Here is a 22548-nt window from a genome sequence, read left to right on the forward strand (position 1 = left end):
AACACGGCACCAGTACTTGCCCTCGTCGTATAACCCCGAGCGCGGCTGGGTGCGGCCTGCCAGACGGGCCGGCGGGCGGTTGCGTATTTTCACAGGCGCCTTGGCAGACATCCAAACGACGTTTTGTAGTCCGCGCCGGCGCATACTACATGAAGCAGCAGGCAGGTGAAAATCAGACTAAAAGCGTCGCTGTGCGACCAAGAGGCCGCATCGGGTCACGCTGGGAGGCATTATGTTCGCAAAAAACAGGTGGATTGTTCCAGATAAATCTTGAAACAGTACACGATTAGCTGTGCGAACCGCCCTGCGGCAGGTTGCCGCGCCTTGCCTATACTGATTCGATCCCCCGTATTTCGCCGCGCGCGGCGGCGCCGGCGATTGAAAACAGCGTAGAGGAGCGGCCCGTGGACCATCTCGTACTGACAGTGATCGCCCCCGACAAGGCCGGGCAGGTCGAACGCATCGCTCAATGTATCGCCGAGCATAATGGCAACTGGCTGGAGAGTCGCATGTCGCGGATGGCCGGGCAGTTCGCCGGGATCCTGCGGGTGGCGGTGCCGGCCGAATCCTATGACGACCTGGTGGAAGCCCTGCATGGGCTGGCCAGCCATGATATCCGCGTGCTGATCGCCGAAAGTGGCATCGAGCCGTCCTGCACCTGGAAGCCGATCGCCATGGAGCTGGTGGGCAACGACCGGCCGGGCATCGTGCGCGATATTACCCGCTTGCTGGCTGAGCAGGGGGTCAACCTTGAGCGTTTCACCACCGAGGTACGGCCTGCGCCGATGAGCAGCGAGCCGTTGTTCCATGCCGATGCGCTGCTGGCGCTGCCCCTGACGCTGTCGCTGGATGAACTGCAGCAGCGGCTGGAGAGCCTGGCGGATGACCTGATGGTCGAACTGAAGCTGCGGCCGGAGGAATAGTGCATTGTCATCAGGGCCGCTTCGCGTCCCATCGCCGGAAAGCCAGGGAATGGGTTATCCCGGTTTCGCGGGGACGGCGCTGTGGATAACCTGGGGGCGTTCGCCTGCAGCCCAGAAGCGGCGCGGCCTCCCCGGTTTTGAGCAAAAAACGTCCAGAAATCATCCGCTTGTGCACAAAGCACGGGGACGAGGGTGTGGATAACCTTTGGAGACCTTGCTGCAGGCCAAGTATTCCATGGCCTGCAGAGTTTTGATCGTTTCTTGATCAAACCCGCTTGCGCAGGCTCAACCAGGCATCGACGCTGTAGATCGCCAGGCCCGCCCAGATGAACATGAAGGCCAGCAAGGTGCTGGACGACAGGTGCTCGCCGAACAGCAACACCGCCTGCAGCAGCACCAGGGTCGGTGCCAGGTATTGCAGGAAGCCCAGGGTGGTATAGGGCAGGTGACGGGCGGCGGCGTTGAAGCACACCAGCGGCACCAGGGTGACCGGGCCGGCAGCCATCAGCCAGAGGGCTTCGCTGCTGGTGTAGAAGTCGCCCTGGGCGCTGCTCGCGGCCGGGTGCAGGAGCAGCCAGCCGGCGGCCAGGGGCACCAGCATCCAGGTTTCCACCACCAGGCCGGGCAGGGCCGCCACCGGCGCCTGCTTGCGGATCAGGCCATAGAAGCCAAACGACAGCGCCAGCACCAGCGATACCCAGGGCAGGCTGCCGACCTGCCAGACCTGCTGGGCCACGCCTACCGCCGCCAGCCCCACCGCCAGCCATTGCAGGCGGCGCAGGCGTTCGCCGAGCAAGAGCATGCCCAGCAGCACGTTGACCAGCGGATTGATGTAGTAGCCCAGGCTGGCTTCGAGCATGCGGCCATTGTTCACGGCCCACACGTAGGTCAGCCAGTTGCCGGCGATCAAGGCGCCGCTCAGGGCCAGGACCGCCAGGCGACGTGGGTTGTCACGCAGTTCGCGCCACCAGCCGGGGTGCTTCCACACCAGCAGCAGGAGCGAGCCAAACAGCGCCGACCAGAGCACCCGATGGACGATGATTTCCACCGCCGGGACGTTCTGGATGGCTTTGAAGTACAAGGGGAACAAACCCCAGATGATATAGGCGCCAAGGCCCAGGATGTACCCGCGACGCGGGTTTGCAGCGTGCATGCAGATTCCTTGCTTAGGTAGCTAAATACAGCATGCCTATTGTAGACAGACCGGCTTGGGGTTCTAGAACAATTTCAGGGGTTCTTCATCCAGGGCGGCGATCTGCTCGCGCAGGGCGAGGATCTGGTCGCCCCAATAGCGTGGCTGGCCGAACCAGGGGAAGCTCGGCGGAAACGCCGGATCGTCCCAGCGCCGGGCCAGCCAGGCGCTGTAGTGCAACTGACGCAGGGCACGCAGCGGCTCGATCAGGGCCAGCTCGCGCGGGTCGAAGTCGTGGAACTCGTTGTAGCCGTCGATCAGCTCGGCCAACTGGCCCAGGCGCTCCTCGCGGCTACCGGCGAGCATCATCCACAGGTCCTGCACGGCCGGGCCCATGCGGCAGTCGTCCAGGTCGACGATATGGAAGGTTTCGTCGCGGTACATCAGGTTGCCGGGGTGGCAGTCGCCATGCAGGCGGATGACCTGGTGCGGGGTTCGCGCATAGAGGGCCTCGACCCGTTGCAGCAGGTCGCGGGCCACGGACTCGAAGGCCGGCAGCAGGTCTTTTGGGATGAAGTCGCCGGCCAGCAAGGTCTCGAGCGAGGCATGGCCGAAGTTGTCCACCGTCAGGCTTTCGCGGTGCTCGAACGGGCGTGCGGCGCCCACGGCATGCAGACGGCCGAGCAACTGGCCGAGCCGGTAGAGCTGGTCGAGGTTACCGGGCTCTGGCGCGTAGCCGCCCCGGCGTGGGAACAGGGCGAAACGAAAGCCTCGATGTTCGAACAGGCTGCGGCCCTGGTGTTGCAGCGGTGCGACCACGGGGACTTCGCACTCGGCCAGCTCGCTGCTGAAGCGGTGTTCCTCGAGGATCGCGGCATCATCCCAGCGGCCTGGGCGGTAGAACTTGGCGACCAGCGGTTGCTCCCCTTCGATGCCCACCTGGTAGACGCGGTTTTCGTAGCTGTTGAGCGCCAGGACCCGGGCATCGCTGAGAAAGCCCAGGCTTTCCACGGCATCCAGGACCAGGTCGGGGGTGAGGGTATCGAAGGGGTGGGACATGAAGGCTCCAGGGCGCGGACGGCATGGGCGCATGGTAGCGCATTCCAGGCAGGCCATTCGCGGGACAAGCCCAGTGATCTCGAGAGTGGTGCGGTCCCTGTGGGAGCGGGCTTGCCCGCGAACCGGGCGCGCAGCGCACGGCCAGGCTACACGGGCACCCCAAGCAGCACATGGGACGGATGGAACTGCACCCTCACTCCACAACCCTGGCCAACCTTCCTTTGTGCCAGCCAATCCACTTCGGCGAAGGCACACAAGGTCTGCCCATTGCCCAGCGCCAGGCGCACCTCGCTGGGCCCGCCTTGATCCGCCAGCACTTCCTCGACCGTGGCCTTCAGGCAATTGCTGCCAGCCTCGACCTCGTCGGCATCACCGAGCAACTGCACCCAACCGGCCTTGAGCAAGGCCACCACCGTGGTCCCCAGCCCAAGCTCCAGGCGTTCGGTGCTGCCCCGGGTGATCAACGCCTCGATTTCCAGGCCAGCGCCCAGGTCGAGGCTGACGCGGTCATGCCGCCCCTCGCGACGCAGGCCGCTGATCTTCCCCTGCAACTGGTTGCGCGCGCTGGTGCGCAGCATCAGGCGGCCGAGCAGGTCGAGGTCGCTGCTCTCCTCGGCGGCCTCGAGGATTTCCGCTTGCAGGGCCTGCAGGCGCTGGTACAGGCGCAGTACCCGCTCACCTTCGACCGACAGCCACGCCCCACCGCCGCCGCGGCCCCCGGTGCTGCGCTCCACCAGGGGGCGGCTGGCCAGGTTGTTGAGTTCGTCGATGGCATCCCAGGCGGCCTTGTAGCTGATGCCGGCAGCCTTGGCGGCGCGGGTGATCGAGCCTTGCTCGGCAACGTGCTGCAACAGGGCGATGCGTTGTGGGCGGCGGGCGATGTGCTGGGTGAGCAGGGCGGGTAGGGACATGGGCAGTGCCGGGAACGGATGGCGATGCAGCGACGGTGCCTCCCGCTCCTGGGCAAGTCAAGTTCCGTGCTGCCGGGCAACCCGCTCATGCCTGCCCCGGCTTGGGCGTGCGCGCCAGGCAGTACACATCCACCCGCCGCGCACCGGCCTTGCGCAGCAGGCTCGCCAAGGCCTGGACGGTGGCGCCGGTGGTCAGCACATCGTCGACCAGGGCCAGGTGCTGGCCCTCCACAGCGGCATCTGGGGCGAGTGTGAAGGCTTGGCGCAAGTTGCGCTGGCGTGCCTTGGCGTCCAGGGTCTGCTGTGCAGGTGTCTCGCGCACCCTTCGCAGCAGCTGGTCATCGCTGGGGATGGCCAGTTGCGTGGACAGCCAGCGGGCCAGCATGCCGGCCTGGTTGAAGCCGCGTTGGCGCAGTCGACGCATGCCCAGGGGGACGGGCAACAGCTGGTCAGGCCTTGGCAGGCCCTGGGCGAAGCGGTGCTGCAAAGCATGGCCCAACAATTGGGCCATCAGCCGGCCCAGCGGCCATTGGCTGTGGTGCTTGAAGCGCGCGATCAGGGTGTCGACCGGGAAGCCATAATGCCAGGCCGCCACGGCCTGTTCGAACGCCGGGGGCCTGCGGCTGCATTGGCCGCAGGTCAGGTCGTCCATCGGCAAGGGCAGGGCGCACCGGGTGCAGTGCTCGTCCAGCCAGGGGAGTTCCAGCTCGCAAGCCATGCACAGGGGGTAGGCCTGTGCGGCGGGCTCGTCGCAGAGCAAGCAGTATTGGTTGATATTTGTACACTTGTAAACCAGTGTTTTGAGTGGTGGTTGACAGTCCATGGGCCTTCCGTGACTATGCGGGCTATCCGTGATGCGCCTGTCCCGGCGCCAGTCAGAGCCTAAACAAGGAAACGCCGATGAGCGCCAGCACAACTGCAACAACACGTCACGACTGGACCCTGGCCGAGGTCAAGGCGCTGTTCCAGCAACCGTTCAACGACCTGCTGTTCCAGGCGCAGACCGTGCACCGCGCGCACTTCGACCCCAACCGCGTGCAGGTTTCCACCCTGCTGTCGATCAAGACCGGCGCCTGCCCGGAAGATTGCAAATATTGTCCGCAGTCCGGCCACTACAACACCGGGCTGGAAAAACAGAAGCTGATGGAAGTGCAGAAAGTGCTGGAGGAGGCCGCCCGGGCCAAGGCCATCGGTTCGACCCGCTTCTGCATGGGCGCGGCCTGGAAGCACCCCTCGGCCAAGGACATGCCCTACGTGCTGGAGATGGTCAAAGGGGTCAAGGCCATGGGCCTGGAGACCTGCATGACCCTCGGCCGCCTCGACCGCGAGCAGACCCAGGCCCTGGCCGAGGCCGGGCTGGACTACTACAACCACAACCTCGACACCTCGCCGGAGTTCTACGGCAACATCATCACCACCCGCACCTACGGCGAGCGCCTGCAGACCCTGGCCTATGTGCGCGATGCCGGCATGAAAATCTGCTCCGGCGGCATCCTCGGCATGGGCGAGTCGCTCGATGACCGTGCCGGCCTGCTGATCCAGCTGGCCAACCTGCCCGAGCACCCCGAGTCGGTGCCGATCAACATGCTGGTCAAGGTCGCCGGCACGCCGTTGGCCGACGAGGAAGACGTGGACCCGTTCGACTTCATCCGCATGCTGGCGGTGGCGCGGATCCTCATGCCCAAGTCCCATGTGCGCCTGTCCGCCGGCCGCGAGCAGATGAACGAGCAGATGCAGGCCCTGGCCTTCATGGCCGGCGCCAATTCGATCTTCTACGGCGAGAAGCTGCTGACCACCGCCAACCCCCAGGCCGACAAGGACATGCAACTGTTCGCCCGCCTCGGTATCCAGCCGCAGGCGCGCGAAGAGCACGCCGACGAAGTGCACCAGGCGGCCATCGAGCAGGCGCTGGTCGAGCAGCGTAGCAGCGAGCTCTTCTACAACGCCGCGTCGGCCTGAACATGGCCTTCGACCTGGCGGCGCGCCTGGCCGAACGGCGCGCCGCGGACCTGTACCGGCAGCGGCCGCTACTGCAAAGCCCCCAGGGGCCGGAGGTGGTGGTCGATGGGCAGCGGCTGCTGGCCTTCTGCAGTAACGACTACCTGGGCCTGGCCAACCACCCGCAGGTTATCGCCGCCTGGCGCGCCGGAGCCGAGCGCTGGGGCGTCGGTGGCGGTGCCTCGCACCTGGTGATCGGCCACAGCGCGCCGCACCATGCGCTGGAAGAGGCGCTCGCCGAGTTGACCGGGCGTCCACGGGCGCTGCTGTTTTCCACAGGCTACATGGCCAACCTCGGCGCCATCACCGCGCTGGTGGGGCAGGGCGACAGCGTGCTGCAGGACCGCCTCAACCATGCCTCGCTGCTCGACGGTGGGCTGCTCAGTGGTGCGCGCTTCAGCCGTTACCTGCACAATGACCCGGCCAGCCTGGCCAGCCGCCTGGACAAGGCCAGCGGCGATACCCTGGTGGTCACCGACGGGGTCTTCAGCATGGATGGCGACCTGGCCGACCTGCCGGCCCTGGCCGCGGTCGCCCGGGCTCGTGGCGCCTGGCTGATGGTCGATGACGCCCATGGCCTGGGCACCCTTGGCGCCAACGGTGGCGGAGTCGTCGAGCATTTCGGCCTGGGACTGGACGACGTGCCGGTATTGATCGGCACCCTCGGCAAGGCCTGCGGCACCGCGGGTGCCTTCGTGGCCGGCAGCGAGGCGCTGATCGAGGCCCTGGTGCAGTTCGCCAGACCGTATATCTACACCACCAGCCAGCCACCGGCGCTGGCCTGTGCCACGCTCAAGAGCCTGGAGCTGTTGCGCCGTGAAACCTGGCGGCGCGAGCACCTGGCTGCCCTGGTCAGCCAGTTCCGCCGGGGCGCCGAGCAGATCGGCCTCGAATTGATGGACAGCCAGACGCCGATCCAGCCCATCCTGGTTGGCGACAGTGCACGGGCCCTGCGCCTGTCGCAGATGTTGCGCGAGCGAGGGCTGTTGGTCACCGCGATCCGTCCGCCGACCGTGCCGGCCGGTGCCGCCCGTCTGCGCGTGACCCTGAGCGCGGCGCACAGTGAGGCTCAGGTCCAGCTATTGTTGAATGCATTGGCAGAATGCTATCCATCGTTGGAGTCCGCCGATGCGTAACCGACTGATCCTCCTGCCCGGCTGGGGGCTGGGCACTGCCTCGCTGGAACCGCTGGCCGCAAGCCTGCGGGCCCAGGACTCGCGCCTGCAGGTCGAGCTGATGCCGCTGCCGGAGCTGGCCGAGGCCAATGTCCAGGCCTGGGTCGAGTACCTCGACCGCAAGCTGCCCAACGACACCTGGCTGGGCGGCTGGTCGCTCGGCGGCATGCTCGCCAGCTTGCTTGCGCACAAGCGCGGCGACCACTGTTGCGGCCTGCTGACCTTGGCCAGCAACCCCAGCTTCGTCTGCCGGCCGGATTGGCCCCACGGCATGGCGGTGGACACCTTCGGTACCTTTCTCGACGGTTGCCGCAGCCATCCCCAGGTGACCCTCAAGCGCTTTCGTACCCTATGCAGCGAAGGCGCACAGATGCCGCGCACCCTGCTGCGCCAGTTGGGTGTCGGTGTGCCGGACACCGACCCGCTGTACCTGGCCACTGGCCTGGAGCTCTTGGCCAGCCTCGATACACGCACTGCCCTGGAGCACTACGGCGGGCCCCAGTTGCACCTGTTCGCCGGCAGCGATGCGCTGGTCCCGGCGGAGGTGGCCAAGGCCCTGAGCGAACTGCTGCCGGACGTGGAAGTCGGCCTGGTCGAAGACAGTTCCCACGCCTTCCTGCTGGAATACCCACAGGAGCTGGCGGCGGGCATCAAGAGTTTCCTGCATGAGAGTGGCGATGACTGACCTTTCCCGTCCGAACCTGCCCGGCACGCTGCCGGACAAGCGCCAGGTGGCGGCCTCGTTCTCCCGCGCGGCGGCCAGCTATGACAGCGTGGCGGCCCTGCAGCGGGCTGTGGGCCTGGCCCTGCTCGACCGGTTGCCGGACGACCTGGCACCGTCGCACTGGCTCGACCTGGGCAGTGGCACGGGCCACTTCAGCCGTGCCCTGGCCGAGCGCTTCGACACGGCGACCGGCGTGGCGGTGGACATTGCCGAAGGCATGTTGCGCCATGCCCGTGAGCAGGGCGGCGCCGGCTATCACGTGGCAGGCGACGCCGAGCGCCTGCCGTTGCGCGATGAAAGCGTCGACCTGGTGTTCTCCAGCCTGGCGGTGCAATGGTGCGGCCAGTTCGCCAGTGTGCTGGGTGAGGCGCGGCGGGTGCTGCGCCCGGGTGGCGTGCTGGCCTTCAGCAGCTTGTGCGTCGGTACCCTCGACGAGCTGCGCGCCAGTTGGCAGGCCGTGGATGGCCTGGTCCACGTCAATCGCTTCCGGTGTTTCGAGGACTACCAGCGGCTGTGTGGCGAGAGCGGGTTGCGGGTGCTTGGCCTGGAGCGGCGCCCTCAGGTACTGCACTACCCGGACGTGCGCAGCCTGACCCACGAACTCAAGGCCCTGGGGGCGCACAACCTCAATCCCGGCCGGCCGTCCGGGCTGACCGGGCGGGCGCGGATGCAGGGCCTGCTGCAGGCCTATGAGCGCTTCCGCCAGCCCGAAGGCCTGCCAGCCACCTACCAGGTGGTCTATGGCGTGTTGCGCAAACCCATGGCAGACGAGGCGTGAGATGAGCCAGGCCTATTTCATCGCGGGCACCGACACCGATGTAGGCAAGACTACCATCGCCGCTGGATTGCTCCACGCGGCGCGGTCGCAGGGCCTGAGCACCCTGGGCGCCAAGCCGGTGGCCTCCGGCTGCACCTTGGGCGCCAAAGGCTTGCGCAATGCCGATGCCCTGGCGCTGATCGCGGAAAGTTCGGTGAAGCTGCCCTACGAGCAGGTCAATCCATTCGCCTTCGAGCCGGCGATCGCCCCGCACGTGGCGGCGCGGGAGGCCGGGGTGAGCCTGGAGGTGTCGACGCTGCTGGCCGCCATGCAGCAGGTGTTGGCCCAGGGCGCCGACTTCACCTTGGTGGAAGGCGCGGGGGGCTGGCGGGTGCCGTTGTCGGGCCAGGCCAACCTGTCGGACCTGGCGATCGCCTTGAAGCTGCCGGTGATCTTGGTGGTGGGGGTGCGCCTGGGGTGCATCAACCATGCCCTGCTCAGCGCCGAGGCCATTGCGCGCGATGGGCTGCAGTTGGCCGGCTGGGTGGCCAACATCGTCGATCCGCGTACCTCACGGCTGGAGGAGAACCTCGCCAGCTTGGCCGAGCGGCTGCCAGCACCTTGCCTGGGGCGGGTGCCGAGGCTGAAGGTGGCCAGTGCCGACGCGGTGGCGGCGCATCTGCAGCTGGATTTGCTGGATTAGCCCTATTGGGGCCGCGCAGCGGCCCCAGCGTGTGTCAACCCCACTGGAGGGCCAGGAATATTGCCGGTCTATTGGATGGCACTAGGCTATTAGTCATTTAAACGGGCCTTTTTACCCCTCAACTGCTTTAATGAGGCCTGTTTCATCATCCCGCGTCCTCGGAGTCCTGACATGGAAATCACCGGTAGCTCTGCCTATTACGCAGGCCTTGGCGCCATCCAGGCCGGCCAGCAGCGCATCGACCCGGCCGCCAGCCAGATCGCCAACGGCACCGTAGAGCGTGCCGCCACCAGTCAGACCAGCGACTATCAGGCCGAACGCCTGCGTGCGGTCGACCGCAGCCAGCAGATGGACCTGGCCACCAGCACCGTGCAACTGGCGCTGGGCAAGCATGAAGTCGAACTGGGCGTGAAAGTCGCCAAGGCTTCGGACGAAATGCTCGGTCGGTTCATCGACACCTACGCCTGACTTGCCTTTCCCTGGGCTGCCGCCCATCGCCGGCAAGCCGGCTCCCCAAAGCCTTGGCATGACACAGGATGCGTGCCCCTGTCGGGGCGCCGAACCGCCGCGAATGCGCCCGCCCAGACAACGCCGTTGCCAAGTCGCTCTCCCCGCAGCGGGAAACACAAGGCGCTCGTGCAGCCGATTGGCGTGTATGCCATGTTTCGCGGCATGAATGGCACCATAGTCCATCCTTGACATTGCCCGGAGCTAAACGTAAGTTTCAAACAACTGTTTGACCGAAAGCCGGCAAGAGCTGGTCGGTACCAGCGGTCTCCCCACCGGACTCATCACAGAGGTTCATCGCTATGCCTGATTACAAAGCCCCCTTGCGTGATATTCGCTTCGTTCGCGACGAGCTGCTCGGCTTTGAAGCGCACTATCAGAGCCTGCCGGGCTGCCAGGACGCCACGCCCGACATGGTCGACGCGATCCTCGAGGAAGGCGCGAAGTTCTGTGAGCAGGTACTGGCTCCGCTGAACCGTGTCGGCGACCAGGAAGGCTGCACCTGGAGCGAGTCGGGCGTGAAGACCCCTACTGGCTTCAAGGAAGCCTACAAGCAGTTCGTCGAAGGCGGCTGGCCGAGCCTGGCCCATGACGTCGAGCACGGCGGCCAGGGCCTGCCGGAGTCCCTGGGCCTGGCCATCAGCGAGATGGTCGGCGAGGCGAACTGGTCCTGGGGCATGTACCCGGGCCTGTCCCACGGCGCCATGAACACCCTGTCGGCCCACGGCACCGCCGAGCAGCAGCACACCTACCTGAGCAAGCTGGTGACTGGCGAGTGGACCGGCACCATGTGCCTGACCGAGCCACACTGCGGCACCGACCTGGGCATGCTGCGCACCAAGGCCGAGCCCCAGGCCGATGGTTCCTACAAGGTTTCCGGCACCAAGATCTTCATCTCCGCCGGCGAGCACGACATGGCCGACAACATCGTCCATATCGTCCTGGCCCGCCTGCCCGATGCCCCGGCCGGCACCAAGGGCATCTCGCTGTTCATCGTGCCCAAGTTCCTGCCCAACGCCGAAGGTGGCGTGGGTGAGCGCAACGCCGTGTCCTGCGGCTCCATCGAGCACAAGATGGGCATCCACGGCAACGCCACCTGCGTGATGAACTTCGACGGCGCCACCGGCTTCTTGATCGGCCCTGCCAACAAGGGCCTGAACTGCATGTTCACCTTCATGAACACCGCCCGCCTGGGCACCGCGCTGCAGGGCCTGGCCCATGCCGAGGTGGCCTTCCAGGGTGGCCTGAAGTATGCCCGCGAGCGCCTGCAGATGCGTTCCCTGACCGGCCCGAAGGCGCCGGACAAGGCCGCCGACCCGATCATCGTGCACCCGGACGTGCGGCGCATGCTGCTGACCATGAAGGCCTTCGCCGAAGGCAACCGCGCCATGGTCTATTTCACCGCCAAGCAGGTGGACATCGTCAAGTACAGCCAGGACGAAGAGGCTCGTAAGAAGGCCGACGCCCTGCTGGCCTTCATGACCCCGATCGCCAAGGCCTTCATGACCGAGGTCGGCTTCGAGGCCGCCAACCATGGCGTGCAGATCTACGGCGGCCATGGCTTCATCGCCGAGTGGGGCATGGAGCAGAACGTGCGCGACAGCCGTATCTCCATGCTGTACGAAGGCACCACCGGCATCCAGGCCCTGGACCTGCTCGGCCGCAAGGTGCTGATGACCCAGGGCGAGGCGCTCAAGGGCTTCACCAAGATCGTCCACAAGTTCTGCCAGGCCCAGGAAGGCAACGAGGCCATCAAGGCGTTCGTCGAGCCGTTGGCTGCGCTGAACAAGGAGTGGGGCGAGCTGACCATGAAGATCGGCATGGCGGCGATGAAGGACCGCGAGGAAGTCGGTGCCGCCTCGGTGGACTACCTGATGTACTCCGGTTACGCCTGCCTGGCCTACTTCTGGGCCGACATCGCCCGCCTGGCCGCCGAGAAACTGGCCGCCGGCACCAGCGAGGAGGCGTTCTACACCGCCAAGCTGCAGACTGCACGCTTCTACTACCAGCGCATCCTGCCGCGCACCCGCGCCCATGTGGCGGCGATCCTGTCCGGTGCCGACAACCTGATGGCCATGAAGGAAGAAGACTTCGGTCTGTCCTGCTAAGCCAACCGGCTGTAGAGAAAAACCGCCTGCCTTCACCGGCAGGCGGTTTTTTTCGTCTGGAATTCGCCCGGTTGAGCCTTGGGCTGTCATTTGGGGTCGCTTCGCGCTCCAGCCGGCACTCAATGCATTCATCTATTCATGTGCGCTGCCGATGAGCTAGAGGCACAATGCCATTATCGATCTGCCGGGTCGGAGATTTCTCTTGTTTCGTCTATCCGCTGTACGCACGAGCCACTTCCTGCCTTCACTGATCCTGTTGCTGTCGGGGCTCGCGGCGGCTTACGTAAGAGACCTCAACGTCTTCTTCACTTCGCTGTTCAATGTCCTGCCCACCCTGGTCCTGTTGCTGGGTGGCGCCTACTGCGCGGTGTATCGCCGTCAGCGCGAACTGTTCCTGATGGTCACGGTGTATATCGCTTATTTCCTGCTCGATACCCAGACCGACTTCTACCGCGACCATGGCCGGGTTCGTGAGGACGCGGCAGTGGTCTTTCACCTGGTCTGCCTGTTGCTGCCCGCCTTGTTCGGCCTGTTCGGCGCCTGGCAAGAGCGCACCCATCTGGCCCAGGACATGCTCGCCCGCTTCGCCGTGCTGTTCGCCGTCGGCAGCGTGGCGCTGGCGCTGGAGCAGCGTTACCCCGAGGCATTGCTGGCGTGGTTGGCGGAGATCCGCTGGCCGTCGCTGCACGGTCAGTGGATGAGCCTGATCCAGATCGCCTATCCGCTGTTCCTGGGCATTTTCATCCTCCTGGTGGTGCAGTACCTGCGCCAGCCCAGGCCCCTGCATGCGGCGCAGATCATCGGCCTGGTCGGCATCTTCTGGATGCTGCCCAAGACCTTCATCCTGCCTTTCACCCTGAACATCATGTGCAGCCAGGTGATGCTGATGATCGCCGCGGCGGTAGCCCACGAGGCCTACCAGATGGCGTTTCGCGACGAGCTGACCGGGCTGCCGGGCCGCCGTGCGCTGAACGAGCGGATGCAACGCCTGGGGCGCAACTACGTGATCGCCATGACCGACGTGGACCACTTCAAGAAATTCAACGACACCCATGGCCACGATGTCGGCGACCAAGTGCTGCGCCTGGTCGCCAGCCGGCTGGCGCGGGTGACGGGTGGTGGGCGGGCCTACCGCTACGGTGGCGAGGAGTTCGCCCTGGTGTTCGCAGGCAAGAGTGCCGAGGAGTGCGTACCGCACCTGGAGGCGGTGCGGGAGGTGATCGCCAATTATGCGATCCAGTTGCGCGACCCGCAGAACCGGCCCCAGGATGACTCGGCGGGGCGCCAGCGCCGTGGCGCGGCTGCTGGCAGCACGGTCTCGGTGACCATCAGTATCGGCGTCGCCGAACGCCAGGCCGAACACCGTAATCCGGATGCCGTGCTCAAGTCGGCCGACCAGGCGCTCTACAGCGCCAAGGGCGCGGGGCGTAACTGCGTCATGGTTTGCGGTCAGCAGTCGAAGCGTGGGGCGGTGCGCATGGCGTGACTGAATGAGACCATGCGGTCTGTTGATGACCCTATGTCTCGCAAAAGTTGTTCGGTTACACTCCTTCCAACCCCGTGCCGCGGTCCTCCAGGATCGCCCCGCCCCTGATAGCGAGAGGTTGTGATGGCTGACTATAAAGCGCCCCTGCGCGATATGCGCTTCGTCCTGAATGAAGTCTTCGAGGTGGCCAGGCTCTGGTCGCAACTGCCTGGCCTGGCCGAGGCGGTCGACGAAGAAACCGCCATGGCCGTGCTGGAGGAGGCGGGCAAGGTGACCGGCAAGACCATCGCTCCGCTGAGCCGTGCCGGCGACGAGGAAGGCTGCCATTGGGACAACGGTGCCGTGCGTACCCCAGCCGGTTTCATCGAGGCCTACAAGACCTACGCCGAAGGCGGCTGGGTCGGCGTGGGTGGCGACCCGCTGTTCGGCGGCATGGGCATGCCCAAGGCGATTTCCGCCCAGGTCGAGGAGATGGTCAACGCCTCCAGCCTGGCCTTCGGCCTGTACCCGATGCTGACCGCCGGGGCCTGCCTGTCGATCAACGCCCATGCCAGCGAGGCGCTGAAGGAAAAGTACCTGCCCAACCTGTACGCCGGCATCTGGGCTGGCTCCATGTGCCTGACCGAGCCCCACGCCGGCACCGACCTGGGCATCATCCGCACCAAGGCCGAGCCCCAGGCCGATGGCAGCTACAAGGTCAGCGGCACCAAGATCTTCATCACCGGCGGCGAACACGACCTGACCGAGAACATCATCCACCTGGTGCTGGCCAAGCTGCCGGACGCACCGGCAGGGCCCAAGGGCATCTCGCTGTTCCTGGTGCCGAAGTTCCTGGTCAACGAAGACGGCAGCCTGGGTGCGCGCAACCCGGCCAACTGCGGTTCGATCGAACATAAGATGGGCATCCAGGCCTCGGCCACCTGCGTGATGAACTTCGACGGCGCCACCGGTTACCTGGTGGGTGAGCCGAACAAGGGCCTGGCGGCCATGTTCACCATGATGAACTACGAGCGCCTGGGGGTTGGCATCCAGGGCCTGGCGTCGGCCGAGCGCTCCTACCAGAACGCCGTCGAGTACGCCCGCGAGCGCCAGCAGAGCCGCGCGCCCACGGGCCCGCAGGCCAAGGACAAGCAGGCCGACCCGATCATCGTCCACCCAGACGTGCGTCGTATGTTGCTGACCATGAAGGCGCTGATCGAAGGTGGTCGTGCGTTCTCCACCTATGTGGCCATGCAACTGGACAGCGCCAAGTACAGCGAAGATGCCACCACCCGCAAGCGCAGCGAGGAGATGGTGGCGCTGCTGACGCCAGTGGCCAAGGCGTTTCTCACCGACCTGGGCCTGGAGTGCGCGGTGCATGGCCAGCAGGTGTTCGGCGGCCACGGCTACATCCGCGAGTGGGGCCAGGAGCAACTGGTGCGTGACGTGCGCATCACCCAGATCTACGAGGGCACCAACGGTATCCAGGCCCTGGACCTGATGGGCCGCAAGGTGGTCGGCAGCGGTGGGGCGTTCTACCGCCTGTTTTCCGACGAGATCCGCCAGTTCATCGCCGGTGCCGGCAGTGACCTGGAAGCGTTCGCCAAGCCGCTGGCGGCTTCCCTGGACCAGCTCGATGAGCTGACCGCCTGGGTGCTGGAGCGAGCCAAGGGCAATCCCAACGAGATCGGTGCCGCCTCGGTGGAATACCTGCACGCCTTCGGCTACGTGGCCTATGCCTACATGTGGGCGCTGATGGCCCGGGCGGCGTTGGCTGGCGAAGGTGACGAGGCGTTCTATGCTGGCAAGCTGGGGACTGCGCGTTTCTACTTCGCTCGCCTACTGCCACGTGTGCATTCGCTGGTGGCCTCGGTGAAGGCGGGGAGCGAAACGCTGTACCTGCTGGATGCGGAGCAGTTCTGAGATAACGCGGGGCCGCTTCGCGGCCCATCGCCGGCAAGCCGGCTCCCACAGGGTCCCCTGCAAACCACAATATGCGTGATCGACTCGACTTTGTGGGAGCCGGCTTGCCGGCGATGGGCTGCAAGGCAGCCCTAATACCGGATGTTTTTTTGTAAGCTTTTTCCTACATCGCGTGGTGACTTTTCTCCCCTTTCCTAGGATTGGATCCACTGTTAATCTTTCTCACATGGACGTAGCGCAGGATGCGCAATGGACAGAACAGGGACAACGTAGGATTTCCTGCCAGGGTGGCGGGGCGATAAGGATGTCAAGGGAAACAGTCTGGAAAACCCCGCTTAGGCGGGGTTTTCTTCGTCTGCAGATTGTTCAACCGAGTACGTCCAGGGGCGAAACGCCCAACTGGCGGGCATCGGTCTCTTCCTCCAGCAGCGTGCGCAGCAACTCCACCGAGGCTTGCTGGCGCTGCACATCGCGAAACACCAGGCCGACCTTCAGCGGCACCCGCGGTTCACTCAGAGGCTTCCACAGCAAGGGCTGGTCGTCCTCGGCAGCATCTTTGGCGCGCCCAGGCAGGATGGTCGCCAGCGCCGTATGGGCGAGGCTGTCGAGAATCCCGCCCATGTTGTTCATCTCCGCTTGCACCTGCGGCCTGCGGCCGAGGTTGGCCAGTTGCGCCTGCCAGATCTGGCGGATCTGGAACTCCTCACCAAGCATCAGCATCGGCAGTTCGGCTGCCTGGCGGATCGAGACCTTCTTGAAGTCCTTCAGGGGGTGAGTGTCGGGGATGACAAGCTGCAGCTCATCTTCGTACAGCAGCAAACCATGCAACCCCGGTTGGCGCGGCGGCAGGTAGCTGATGCCGATGTCCAGGCTGCCGTTGAGCAGGCGCCGCTCGATCTCCAGCCCCGACAACTCGTAGATCTGCACCACCAGGTGCGGCTGGGCTCGGCGCACGCGCTCCAGCAGTTGCGGTACCAGGCTCGGCCGTACCGTCTGCAACACGCCGATGGCCAGGGTACGCAGGGACTGGCCCTTGAAGCTGCGCATGGCGTCGTGGGCCCGCTGCAGGCCGTCGAGCAGCGGCAGGGCGTGGTTGTACAGGGTATGGGCGGCAAGGGTCGGCAGCAGCCGCTTGTTGCTGCGTTCGAACAGGCTCAGGTCGAGGCTGTGCTCGAGCTGGCGGATCTGCTGCGACAGCGCCGGCTGGGACAGGGACAGGCGTTCGGCGGCACGGCCTACGTGGCCTTCTTCGTACACCGCGACGAAATAACGCAACTGACGAAAATCCATAAGCAATACTTATCGAAAAAGCTGAAAAAACGGAATGGCCGCAACGCGCCGTGACGCCTAGTCTATCCCGTATTCCAGCGGCTTACAGCGATCATTACAGTGATTGTTACCCTGGATGAAAAAGACTTTTGATAGGCAAGGCAGAATATAAACCCTCCGGCACATCGACCGGGGCCTTGACCACCCTGACCGTGATTGGCTGGAGCCCCGATGAACCTGTTCAACCTGCGCCGCTCGCCCCCGGTGGCCGCCGAGCCCAAGCGTGCCCCAGTGGCCGAGCCGGCGGTGCCGCAACTGGCTCGCGAGCACCTGATGGCGAGCGCGCAACGGGCTGAGCAGGTCTTCGTGCGGGGGCAGGGCTCGTGGCTGTGGGACAGCGAAGGGCATGCCTACCTGGATTTCACCCAGGGTTGTGCGGTCAACAGCCTCGGTCACAGCCCAGGCGTGCTGGCCAAGGCGCTGGGCAACCAGGCCCAGGCGCTGATCAACCCGGGTGCGGGTTTTCACAGCCGGAGCCTGCTGGAGCTGGTCGAGCGGCTGTGCCAGAGCACCGGCAGCGACCAGGCGTACCTGCTCAACAGCGGCGCCGAAGCCTGCGAAGGGGCGATCAAGCTGGCCCGCAAGTGGGGCCAGCTGCATCGCAATGGTGCCTATCACATCATCACTGCCAGCCAGGGCTGCCATGGGCGGAGCCTGGGGGCGCTGTCGGCCTCCGACCCGTTGCCGTGCAACCGCTGCGAACCTGGCCTGCCGGGCTTCAGCAAGGTGCCGTTCAACGACCTGGCTGCCCTGCACGCGGCGGTGGACTCGCGCACCGTGGCGATCATGCTCGAACCGATCCAGGGGGAGGCGGGGGTGGTCCCGGCGACCCGCGAATACCTCAAGGGTGTCGAGCAACTGTGCCGTGAACTGGGCATCCTGCTGATTCTCGACGAAGTCCAGACCGGCATTGGCCGCTGCGGTGCCCTGTTGGCCGAGCGGACCTACGGTGTGCGCGCCGACATCGTCACCCTGGGCAAGGGCCTGGGCGGTGGCGTGCCATTGGCCGCCTTGCTGGCCCGTGGCAACGCCTGCTGCGCCGAGCCCGGCGAGCTGGAGGGCAGCCACCACGGCAATGCCTTGATGAGCGCCGCTGGCCTAGCAGTGCTGGATACCGTGCTGGAGCCGGGTTTCTTCGAGCATGTGCAGGACAGCGGCCGCCACCTGCGCGATGGCCTCTGCCGCCTGGCTGGCCGCTATGGCCAGGGCGAGGTACGTGGCCAGGGGCTGCTCTGGGCCTTGCAGTTGCGCGAAGACCTGGCCCGTGATCTGGTCGAGGCCGCGCTGCGCGAGGGACTGCTGCTCAATGCCCCACAGGCGGACGTGGTGCGCTTCTCACCGGCGCTGACGGTGAGCAAGGGCAACATCGACGAGATGCTCCTGCGCCTGGCCCGCGCTTTCGCCCGCTTGCATGCCCAGCAGCACAGCCGCCGCGAGGTATCGGCCTGACCGGCCTTGCGGTCGCAAGAGTTTCAACGAACCGTCTCGCGTTCCTGCGCATCGCCCTTGGCCTGTAGTCTTTGGCCCGGGGCGTTTTTTTTGCCTGGCGCCTGGCTGTGGAACCATAGGGCCATGCCGCTAGTCTCTCTTGTGAACCTTCCAAGGAGAGATCTGCATGGACTTCATTCGCATCATCATCGCCATCATTCTTCCGCCGCTGGGGGTGTTCCTGCAGGTCGGGTTCGGTGGCGCGTTCTGGCTGAACATCCTGTTGACGCTGCTGGGTTATATCCCGGGGATCGTGCATGCGGTGTACATCATCGCCAAGCGTTGAGGGTTGCTAGAGCTGGCCTGTCGCATAGGGCTGCCTTGCAGCCCATCGCCGGCAAGCTGACTTTCACAGGGCTCTGGAGAGTACAAAGCCCAGGAATCTACCTGCCTAGCACCCGGCAGTAGAATTTCCACTCTTCCTCCAGCGCATGGGCCAGGTTTTGTGCCTGGCGCAAACCATGCCGCTCCCCCGCATAGAAATGCCCCTCGGCCTCGATGCCGTTGGCCTTGAGCGCCTCGAGCATGGCCCGGGTCTGCGCCGGCACCACCACGGCATCCAGCTCGCCCTGGAAGAAGATCACGGGTGCCTTGATCCGCTCGGCATGCAGCAGCGGCGTGCGCTGGCGGTAGCGCTCGGCATCCCGCAGCGGGTCGCCGATCAGCCAGTCCAGGTAGTCACCCTCGAACTTGTGCGTCGCCCGGCCCAACGCCACGGGGTCGCTAACGCCGTACAGGCTGGCGCCAGCACGGAACACGTCGTGGAAGGCGAGGGCGCACAGGGTGGTGTAGCCGCCTGCACTGCCGCCACGGATGAAAGCCTTGCGCGAGTCGACCAGGCCCAGCCCGGCGAGGTGGGCGACCGCGGCGCAGGCGTCCTCCACATCGATCTCGCCCCAACGCAGGTGCAGGGCCTGGCGGTAGGCACGGCCATAGCCGCTGCTGCCCCGGTAGTTGAGGTCGGCCACGGCGAAACCCCGTTGCGTCCAATACTGGATGCGTGGGTCGAATACCGGATAGCAGGCCGAGGTCGGGCCACCATGGATGAACACCACCAGCGGCGCAGGCGCTGCGCTGCCATCCATGGCCGGGTAGAAGAAACCATGGGCCGTGTCGCCGCCGCTGGGGTAGTGGATCGGCTGCGGGCGGCTGACCCGTTCGGCCGGCAAGGGCAGGCCGCCACCGGCCAGTACCTGTACCTGCCTGGTATGCCGGTCGATGGCGATGACCGCTGGCGGGTTCAGTGGCGAGCCAGCAATGGCGTAGATGTGCCCGGCATCCATGGCCAGGCTGCGAAAGCGCGTGTAGTCGCTGCCAAGGTGCTGCACCTGCCCGCCGTGGCTGCGCAGGCCCAGGTGCCCGAAACCTTCCTCGAACCAACTGGCCAGGTAGGTATCGGGGCCGAGCGCCAGCCAGGTGCTGGCCCCCAGTTGCCAGGGGGCTGCGGCATGGTCGGCGGTCGCCGCAGGCAGTGCCTGCCACTGGCCATCGACTTCCCCCCAGGGCTGCCAGAAGCCATTGCGATCGCTCAGGCAGTACAGCCGTCCGTCGGCGTCGAAGCGGGGTTGCTGCAGCGATTCTTCGTCTGCCGCGTCACCTGCCAGGCAACGGGCCGGCCCCCAATCACCTCGGCTGTCGCGTTCACGGCACATCAGGCGGGTGCGGGTCCAGGGTTGCTCCGGTCGGTCCCACTCGACCCAGGCCAGGCGCTGGCTGTCGTCGCTCAGGGTGGGCGAGGCATAGAAGTCGGCGCCTTCGGCCAGCACCACGCGGCCTTCGCCGGAGAGGGCCACCAGACGATGCTCGACCCGCTCGACATGCTGTTCTTCCACCGCCAGGACCTGGCCCGCCTGCCACAGCACATCGCCATAGCGGCAATGTTCGGCCTGGGTCAGGGCGCGTGGCGGGGAACCGTCGAGCGCCTGGGTGTAGACCTGCTGGTCGGCCTCGTTGACGAACACCAGGCCGTCACCGCCCAGGCAGAAGCTGCCACCGCCGTACTCGTAGACGCGGCTGCGCACGCTGTAGCCGTCCGGGGTCAGGCAATGGGCCTGGGCGTTGCGCCAGTGCCAGATGCGGCAGGCACCGTCGGCAGGGCGGAACTCGTTCCAGAACAGCCCGGCGGCGCCGACCTTGAGTTCGGCGAAATCGGTGCCGGCTGCCACTGCCTGGGCAGCGCTGAAGTCAGCCACGGGCGATGACACGGGAGTTGCGCTCATTGCGGAAGGTCATCTCTTCGATGCCCAGCTGGGCGGTTTCGGCTTCCTCGCGGGCCTTGAGGATGATGCCGTGGTCGGCGGACTTGGCGCACACCGGGTCGGCGTTGCTGGCATCGCCGGTGAGCATGAAGGCCTGGCAGCGGCAGCCGCCGAAGTCCTTTTCCTTCTCGTCGCACGAGCGGCAGGGCTCGGGCATCCAGTCGTAGCCGCGGAAACGGTTGAAGCCGAACGAGTCGTACCAGATGTGGCGCAGGTCATGGTCGCGCACGTTGGGGAACTGCACCGGCAGCTGTCGCGCGCCGTGGCAAGGCAGGGCCGTGCCATTCGGGGTGACGGTGAGGAACAGGCTGCCCCAGCCGTTCATGCAGGCCTTGGGGCGTTCCTCGTAGTAATCCGGGGTGACGAAGATCAGCTTGCACGGGTTGCCGGCGGCCTTGAGTGTTTCCCGGTACGCGTTGGTGATGCGTTCGGCCCGCTCCAGCTGGGCGCGGGTCGGCAGCAGGCCCAGGCGGTTGAGGTGCGCCCAGCCGTAGAACTGGCAGGTGGCGAGTTCGACGAAGTCGGCCTCCAGGGCGATGCACAGCTCGATGATGCGGTCGATCTTGTCGATGTTGTGCCGGTGGGTGACGAAGTTCAGCACCATCGGATAGCCATGGGCTTTCACCGCCCGGGCCATCTCCAGCTTCTGGGCGAAGGCTTTCTTCGAGCCGGCCAGCAGGTTGTTGACCTGCTCGTCGCTGGCTTGGAAGCTGATCTGAATATGGTCCAGCCCGGCCTGCTTGAACGCGGCGATCTTCTGCTCGGTCAGGCCGATGCCGGAGGTGATCAGGTTGGTGTAGTAGCCCAGGCGCCGGGCTTCGCCGATCAGCTCGGCGAGGTCCTGGCGCACCAGCGGCTCGCCACCGGAGAAGCCCAGTTGCGCCGCGCCCAGCTCACGGGCCTCGGCCATCACCCGGAACCACTGCTCGGTGGAGAGCTCCTGGCCCTGCGCGGCGAAGTCCAGTGGGTTGGAGCAGTACGGGCACTGCAACGGGCAACGGTAGGTCAGCTCGGCCAGCAACCACAGCGGCAGGCCGACCTCCGGTTTGGCCGGCATTTCAGGCGAGGACGATCCAGTGTTCGGCACGGGCCACCTCCATGAACTGCTCGATGTCGTCGGCCACTTCCGGGACACCGGGGAACTGCCGCTCGAGCTCGGCGATGATCGCCGCCACGTCGCGTTGGCCATCGATCAGGCCGCCGATCAGCGCGGCGCTTTCGTTGAGCTTGATCATGCCCTCGGGGTACAGCAGGACATGGCCCTTCTGCGCCGGTTCGTACTGGAAACGATAGCCCGGGCGCCACTGCGGGACTTGCTGACGATCGAAACTCATAGGGCGATCCCCTTGTGCCAGACCCGCTCGCCGGTGACGGTGTGGTAGGGCGGGCGGTCCAGTTCGTAGGCCATGCTCATGGCATCGAGCATGCTCCAGAGAATATCCAGTTTGAACTGCAGGATCTCCAGCATGCGCTCCTGGCCGGCGCGGGTGGTGTAGTGCTGCAGGGTGATCGCCAGGCCATGCTCGACATCGCGCCGGGCCTGGCCCAGGCGGGTGCGGAAGTACTCGTAGCCGGCCGGGTCGATCCACGGGTAGTGCTGCGGCCAACTGTCCAGGCGCGACTGGTGGATCTGTGGGGCGAACAGCTCGGTCAGCGAGCTGCTGGCGGCCTCCTGCCAACTGGCGCGGCGGGCGAAGTTGACGTAGGCGTCCACGGCGAAGCGCACGCCGGGCAGGACCAGTTCCTGGGAACGCAACTGATCCGGATCCAGGCCCACCGCCTGGCCCAGGCGCAGCCAGGCCTCGATGCCACCGTCCTCGCCAGGGACGCCGTCATGGTCGAGCAGGCGCTGGATCCACTCGCGGCGCACCTCGCGGTCCGGGCAGTTGGCCAGGATCGCGGCATCCTTCATCGGGATGTTGACCTGGTAGTAGAAGCGGTTGGCCACCCAGCCCTGGATCTGCTCGCGGGTGGCGCGGCCTTCGTACATCGCCACGTGGTAGGGGTGATGGATGTGGTAGTAGGCGCCCTTGGCGCGCAAGGCCTGCTCGAATTCGGCAGGGGACATCGGTGTTGCGTCGCTCATCA

General features: G+C 65.8%; 21 protein-coding genes. 12 read left to right on the forward strand and 9 right to left on the reverse strand.

Annotated elements, in window-relative coordinates; translation table 11 throughout:
* The first annotated feature begins 404 nt into the window (after nt 1-404).
* Nucleotides 405-923 carry a glycine cleavage system protein R gene (locus NJF35_RS04490; RefSeq protein WP_225786489.1) on the forward strand — a complete coding sequence of 173 codons (519 nt, stop codon included), beginning with the start codon at nt 405-407 and terminating at the stop codon, nt 921-923.
* Nucleotides 924-1188: 265 nt separating this feature from the next.
* Here NJF35_RS04490 and rarD read toward each other — a convergent pair whose 3' ends face one another.
* The 4 genes from rarD to NJF35_RS04510 form a co-directional block, all read right to left on the reverse strand.
* The gene (gene rarD, locus NJF35_RS04495; RefSeq protein WP_253080209.1) at nt 1189-2076 is read right to left on the reverse strand and encodes an EamA family transporter RarD; all 888 of its coding nucleotides are present in this window, start codon (nt 2074-2076) and stop codon (nt 1189-1191) included.
* A gap of 63 nt (nt 2077-2139) precedes the next feature.
* Complete coding sequence (locus tag NJF35_RS04500) at nt 2140-3114, reverse strand: serine/threonine protein kinase (RefSeq protein ID WP_225786487.1); 975 nt, start codon at nt 3112-3114, stop codon at nt 2140-2142.
* Between the two features lie 146 nt (nt 3115-3260).
* A complete protein-coding gene (locus NJF35_RS04505) occupies nt 3261-4025 on the reverse strand; it encodes a TOBE domain-containing protein (RefSeq protein WP_253090714.1) in 765 nt (254 codons plus the stop codon).
* Nucleotides 4026-4110: 85 nt separating this feature from the next.
* The gene (locus NJF35_RS04510; protein WP_253080208.1) at nt 4111-4848 is read right to left on the reverse strand and encodes a ComF family protein; all 738 of its coding nucleotides are present in this window, start codon (nt 4846-4848) and stop codon (nt 4111-4113) included.
* 77 nt (nt 4849-4925) lie between these two features.
* Between NJF35_RS04510 and bioB the strand changes: the two genes are divergently transcribed.
* The 9 genes from bioB (at nt 4926) to NJF35_RS04555 (ending at nt 15385) form a co-directional block, all read left to right on the forward strand.
* Nucleotides 4926-5984 carry a biotin synthase BioB gene (bioB, locus tag NJF35_RS04515; RefSeq protein ID WP_225786484.1) on the forward strand — a complete coding sequence of 353 codons (1059 nt, stop codon included), beginning with the start codon at nt 4926-4928 and terminating at the stop codon, nt 5982-5984.
* Nucleotides 5985-5986: 2 nt separating this feature from the next.
* Complete coding sequence (bioF, locus tag NJF35_RS04520; protein WP_253090715.1) at nt 5987-7159, forward strand: 8-amino-7-oxononanoate synthase; 1173 nt, start codon at nt 5987-5989, stop codon at nt 7157-7159.
* Nucleotides 7152-7883 carry an alpha/beta fold hydrolase gene (locus NJF35_RS04525; RefSeq protein WP_253090716.1) on the forward strand — a complete coding sequence of 244 codons (732 nt, stop codon included), beginning with the start codon at nt 7152-7154 and terminating at the stop codon, nt 7881-7883. Before bioF ends, NJF35_RS04525 begins: the two co-directional genes overlap by 8 nt.
* Entirely contained in the window at nt 7876-8700 is an 825-nt protein-coding gene (gene bioC, locus NJF35_RS04530) for a malonyl-ACP O-methyltransferase BioC (protein WP_253090717.1), read from the forward strand. Before NJF35_RS04525 ends, bioC begins: the two co-directional genes overlap by 8 nt.
* 1 nt (nt 8701) lies before the next feature.
* The gene (gene bioD, locus NJF35_RS04535) at nt 8702-9382 is read left to right on the forward strand and encodes a dethiobiotin synthase (RefSeq protein WP_225786480.1); all 681 of its coding nucleotides are present in this window, start codon (nt 8702-8704) and stop codon (nt 9380-9382) included.
* Between the two features lie 171 nt (nt 9383-9553).
* Nucleotides 9554-9850 carry a pyrroloquinoline quinone biosynthesis protein PqqE gene (locus NJF35_RS04540; protein WP_225786479.1) on the forward strand — a complete coding sequence of 99 codons (297 nt, stop codon included), beginning with the start codon at nt 9554-9556 and terminating at the stop codon, nt 9848-9850.
* A 341-nt stretch (nt 9851-10191) separates the two neighbouring features.
* Nucleotides 10192-11997, forward strand: coding sequence for a phenylacyl-CoA dehydrogenase (locus NJF35_RS04545; protein ID WP_225786478.1), 1806 nt, complete (start codon nt 10192-10194; stop codon nt 11995-11997).
* Between the two features lie 202 nt (nt 11998-12199).
* The gene (locus NJF35_RS04550; RefSeq protein ID WP_253080205.1) at nt 12200-13483 is read left to right on the forward strand and encodes a sensor domain-containing diguanylate cyclase; all 1284 of its coding nucleotides are present in this window, start codon (nt 12200-12202) and stop codon (nt 13481-13483) included.
* Between the two features lie 123 nt (nt 13484-13606).
* Nucleotides 13607-15385 carry an acyl-CoA dehydrogenase C-terminal domain-containing protein gene (locus tag NJF35_RS04555; RefSeq protein WP_253090718.1) on the forward strand — a complete coding sequence of 593 codons (1779 nt, stop codon included), beginning with the start codon at nt 13607-13609 and terminating at the stop codon, nt 15383-15385.
* A gap of 366 nt (nt 15386-15751) precedes the next feature.
* Here the strand turns inward: NJF35_RS04555 and NJF35_RS04560 are convergent, their stop codons facing one another.
* Complete coding sequence (locus tag NJF35_RS04560) at nt 15752-16675, reverse strand: LysR family transcriptional regulator (protein WP_253090719.1); 924 nt, start codon at nt 16673-16675, stop codon at nt 15752-15754.
* Between the two features lie 210 nt (nt 16676-16885).
* Between NJF35_RS04560 and NJF35_RS04565 the strand changes: the two genes are divergently transcribed.
* Together NJF35_RS04565 and NJF35_RS04570 are read left to right on the forward strand one after the other, a co-directional pair.
* Nucleotides 16886-18163 carry an aspartate aminotransferase family protein gene (locus tag NJF35_RS04565; protein WP_253090720.1) on the forward strand — a complete coding sequence of 426 codons (1278 nt, stop codon included), beginning with the start codon at nt 16886-16888 and terminating at the stop codon, nt 18161-18163.
* A gap of 166 nt (nt 18164-18329) precedes the next feature.
* A complete protein-coding gene (locus NJF35_RS04570; protein WP_009681539.1) occupies nt 18330-18488 on the forward strand; it encodes a YqaE/Pmp3 family membrane protein in 159 nt (52 codons plus the stop codon).
* 97 nt (nt 18489-18585) lie between these two features.
* Here the strand turns inward: NJF35_RS04570 and NJF35_RS04575 are convergent, their stop codons facing one another.
* Genes NJF35_RS04575 through pqqC form a run of 4 tightly spaced genes read right to left on the reverse strand, consistent with a single transcriptional unit; the run spans nt 18586 to nt 22546 of the window.
* Entirely contained in the window at nt 18586-20421 is a 1836-nt protein-coding gene (locus NJF35_RS04575) for an alpha/beta hydrolase family protein (RefSeq protein ID WP_253090721.1), read from the reverse strand.
* Nucleotides 20387-21547, reverse strand: coding sequence for a pyrroloquinoline quinone biosynthesis protein PqqE (gene pqqE, locus NJF35_RS04580; protein WP_410045252.1), 1161 nt, complete (start codon nt 21545-21547; stop codon nt 20387-20389). Before pqqE ends, NJF35_RS04575 begins: the two co-directional genes overlap by 35 nt.
* Entirely contained in the window at nt 21519-21794 is a 276-nt protein-coding gene (pqqD, locus tag NJF35_RS04585; RefSeq protein ID WP_225786472.1) for a pyrroloquinoline quinone biosynthesis peptide chaperone PqqD, read from the reverse strand. The genes pqqE and pqqD overlap by 29 nt, the downstream gene beginning before the upstream one ends.
* Nucleotides 21791-22546 (reverse strand): pyrroloquinoline-quinone synthase PqqC, encoded by a 756-nt coding sequence (gene pqqC, locus NJF35_RS04590; protein ID WP_253090722.1) that lies wholly within the window; start codon nt 22544-22546, stop codon nt 21791-21793. Before pqqC ends, pqqD begins: the two co-directional genes overlap by 4 nt.
* Between the last annotated feature and the right edge of the window lie 2 nt (nt 22547-22548).

This window comes from Pseudomonas guariconensis (assembly GCF_024127895.1).
GTDB lineage: Bacteria > Pseudomonadota > Gammaproteobacteria > Pseudomonadales > Pseudomonadaceae > Aquipseudomonas > Aquipseudomonas guariconensis_B.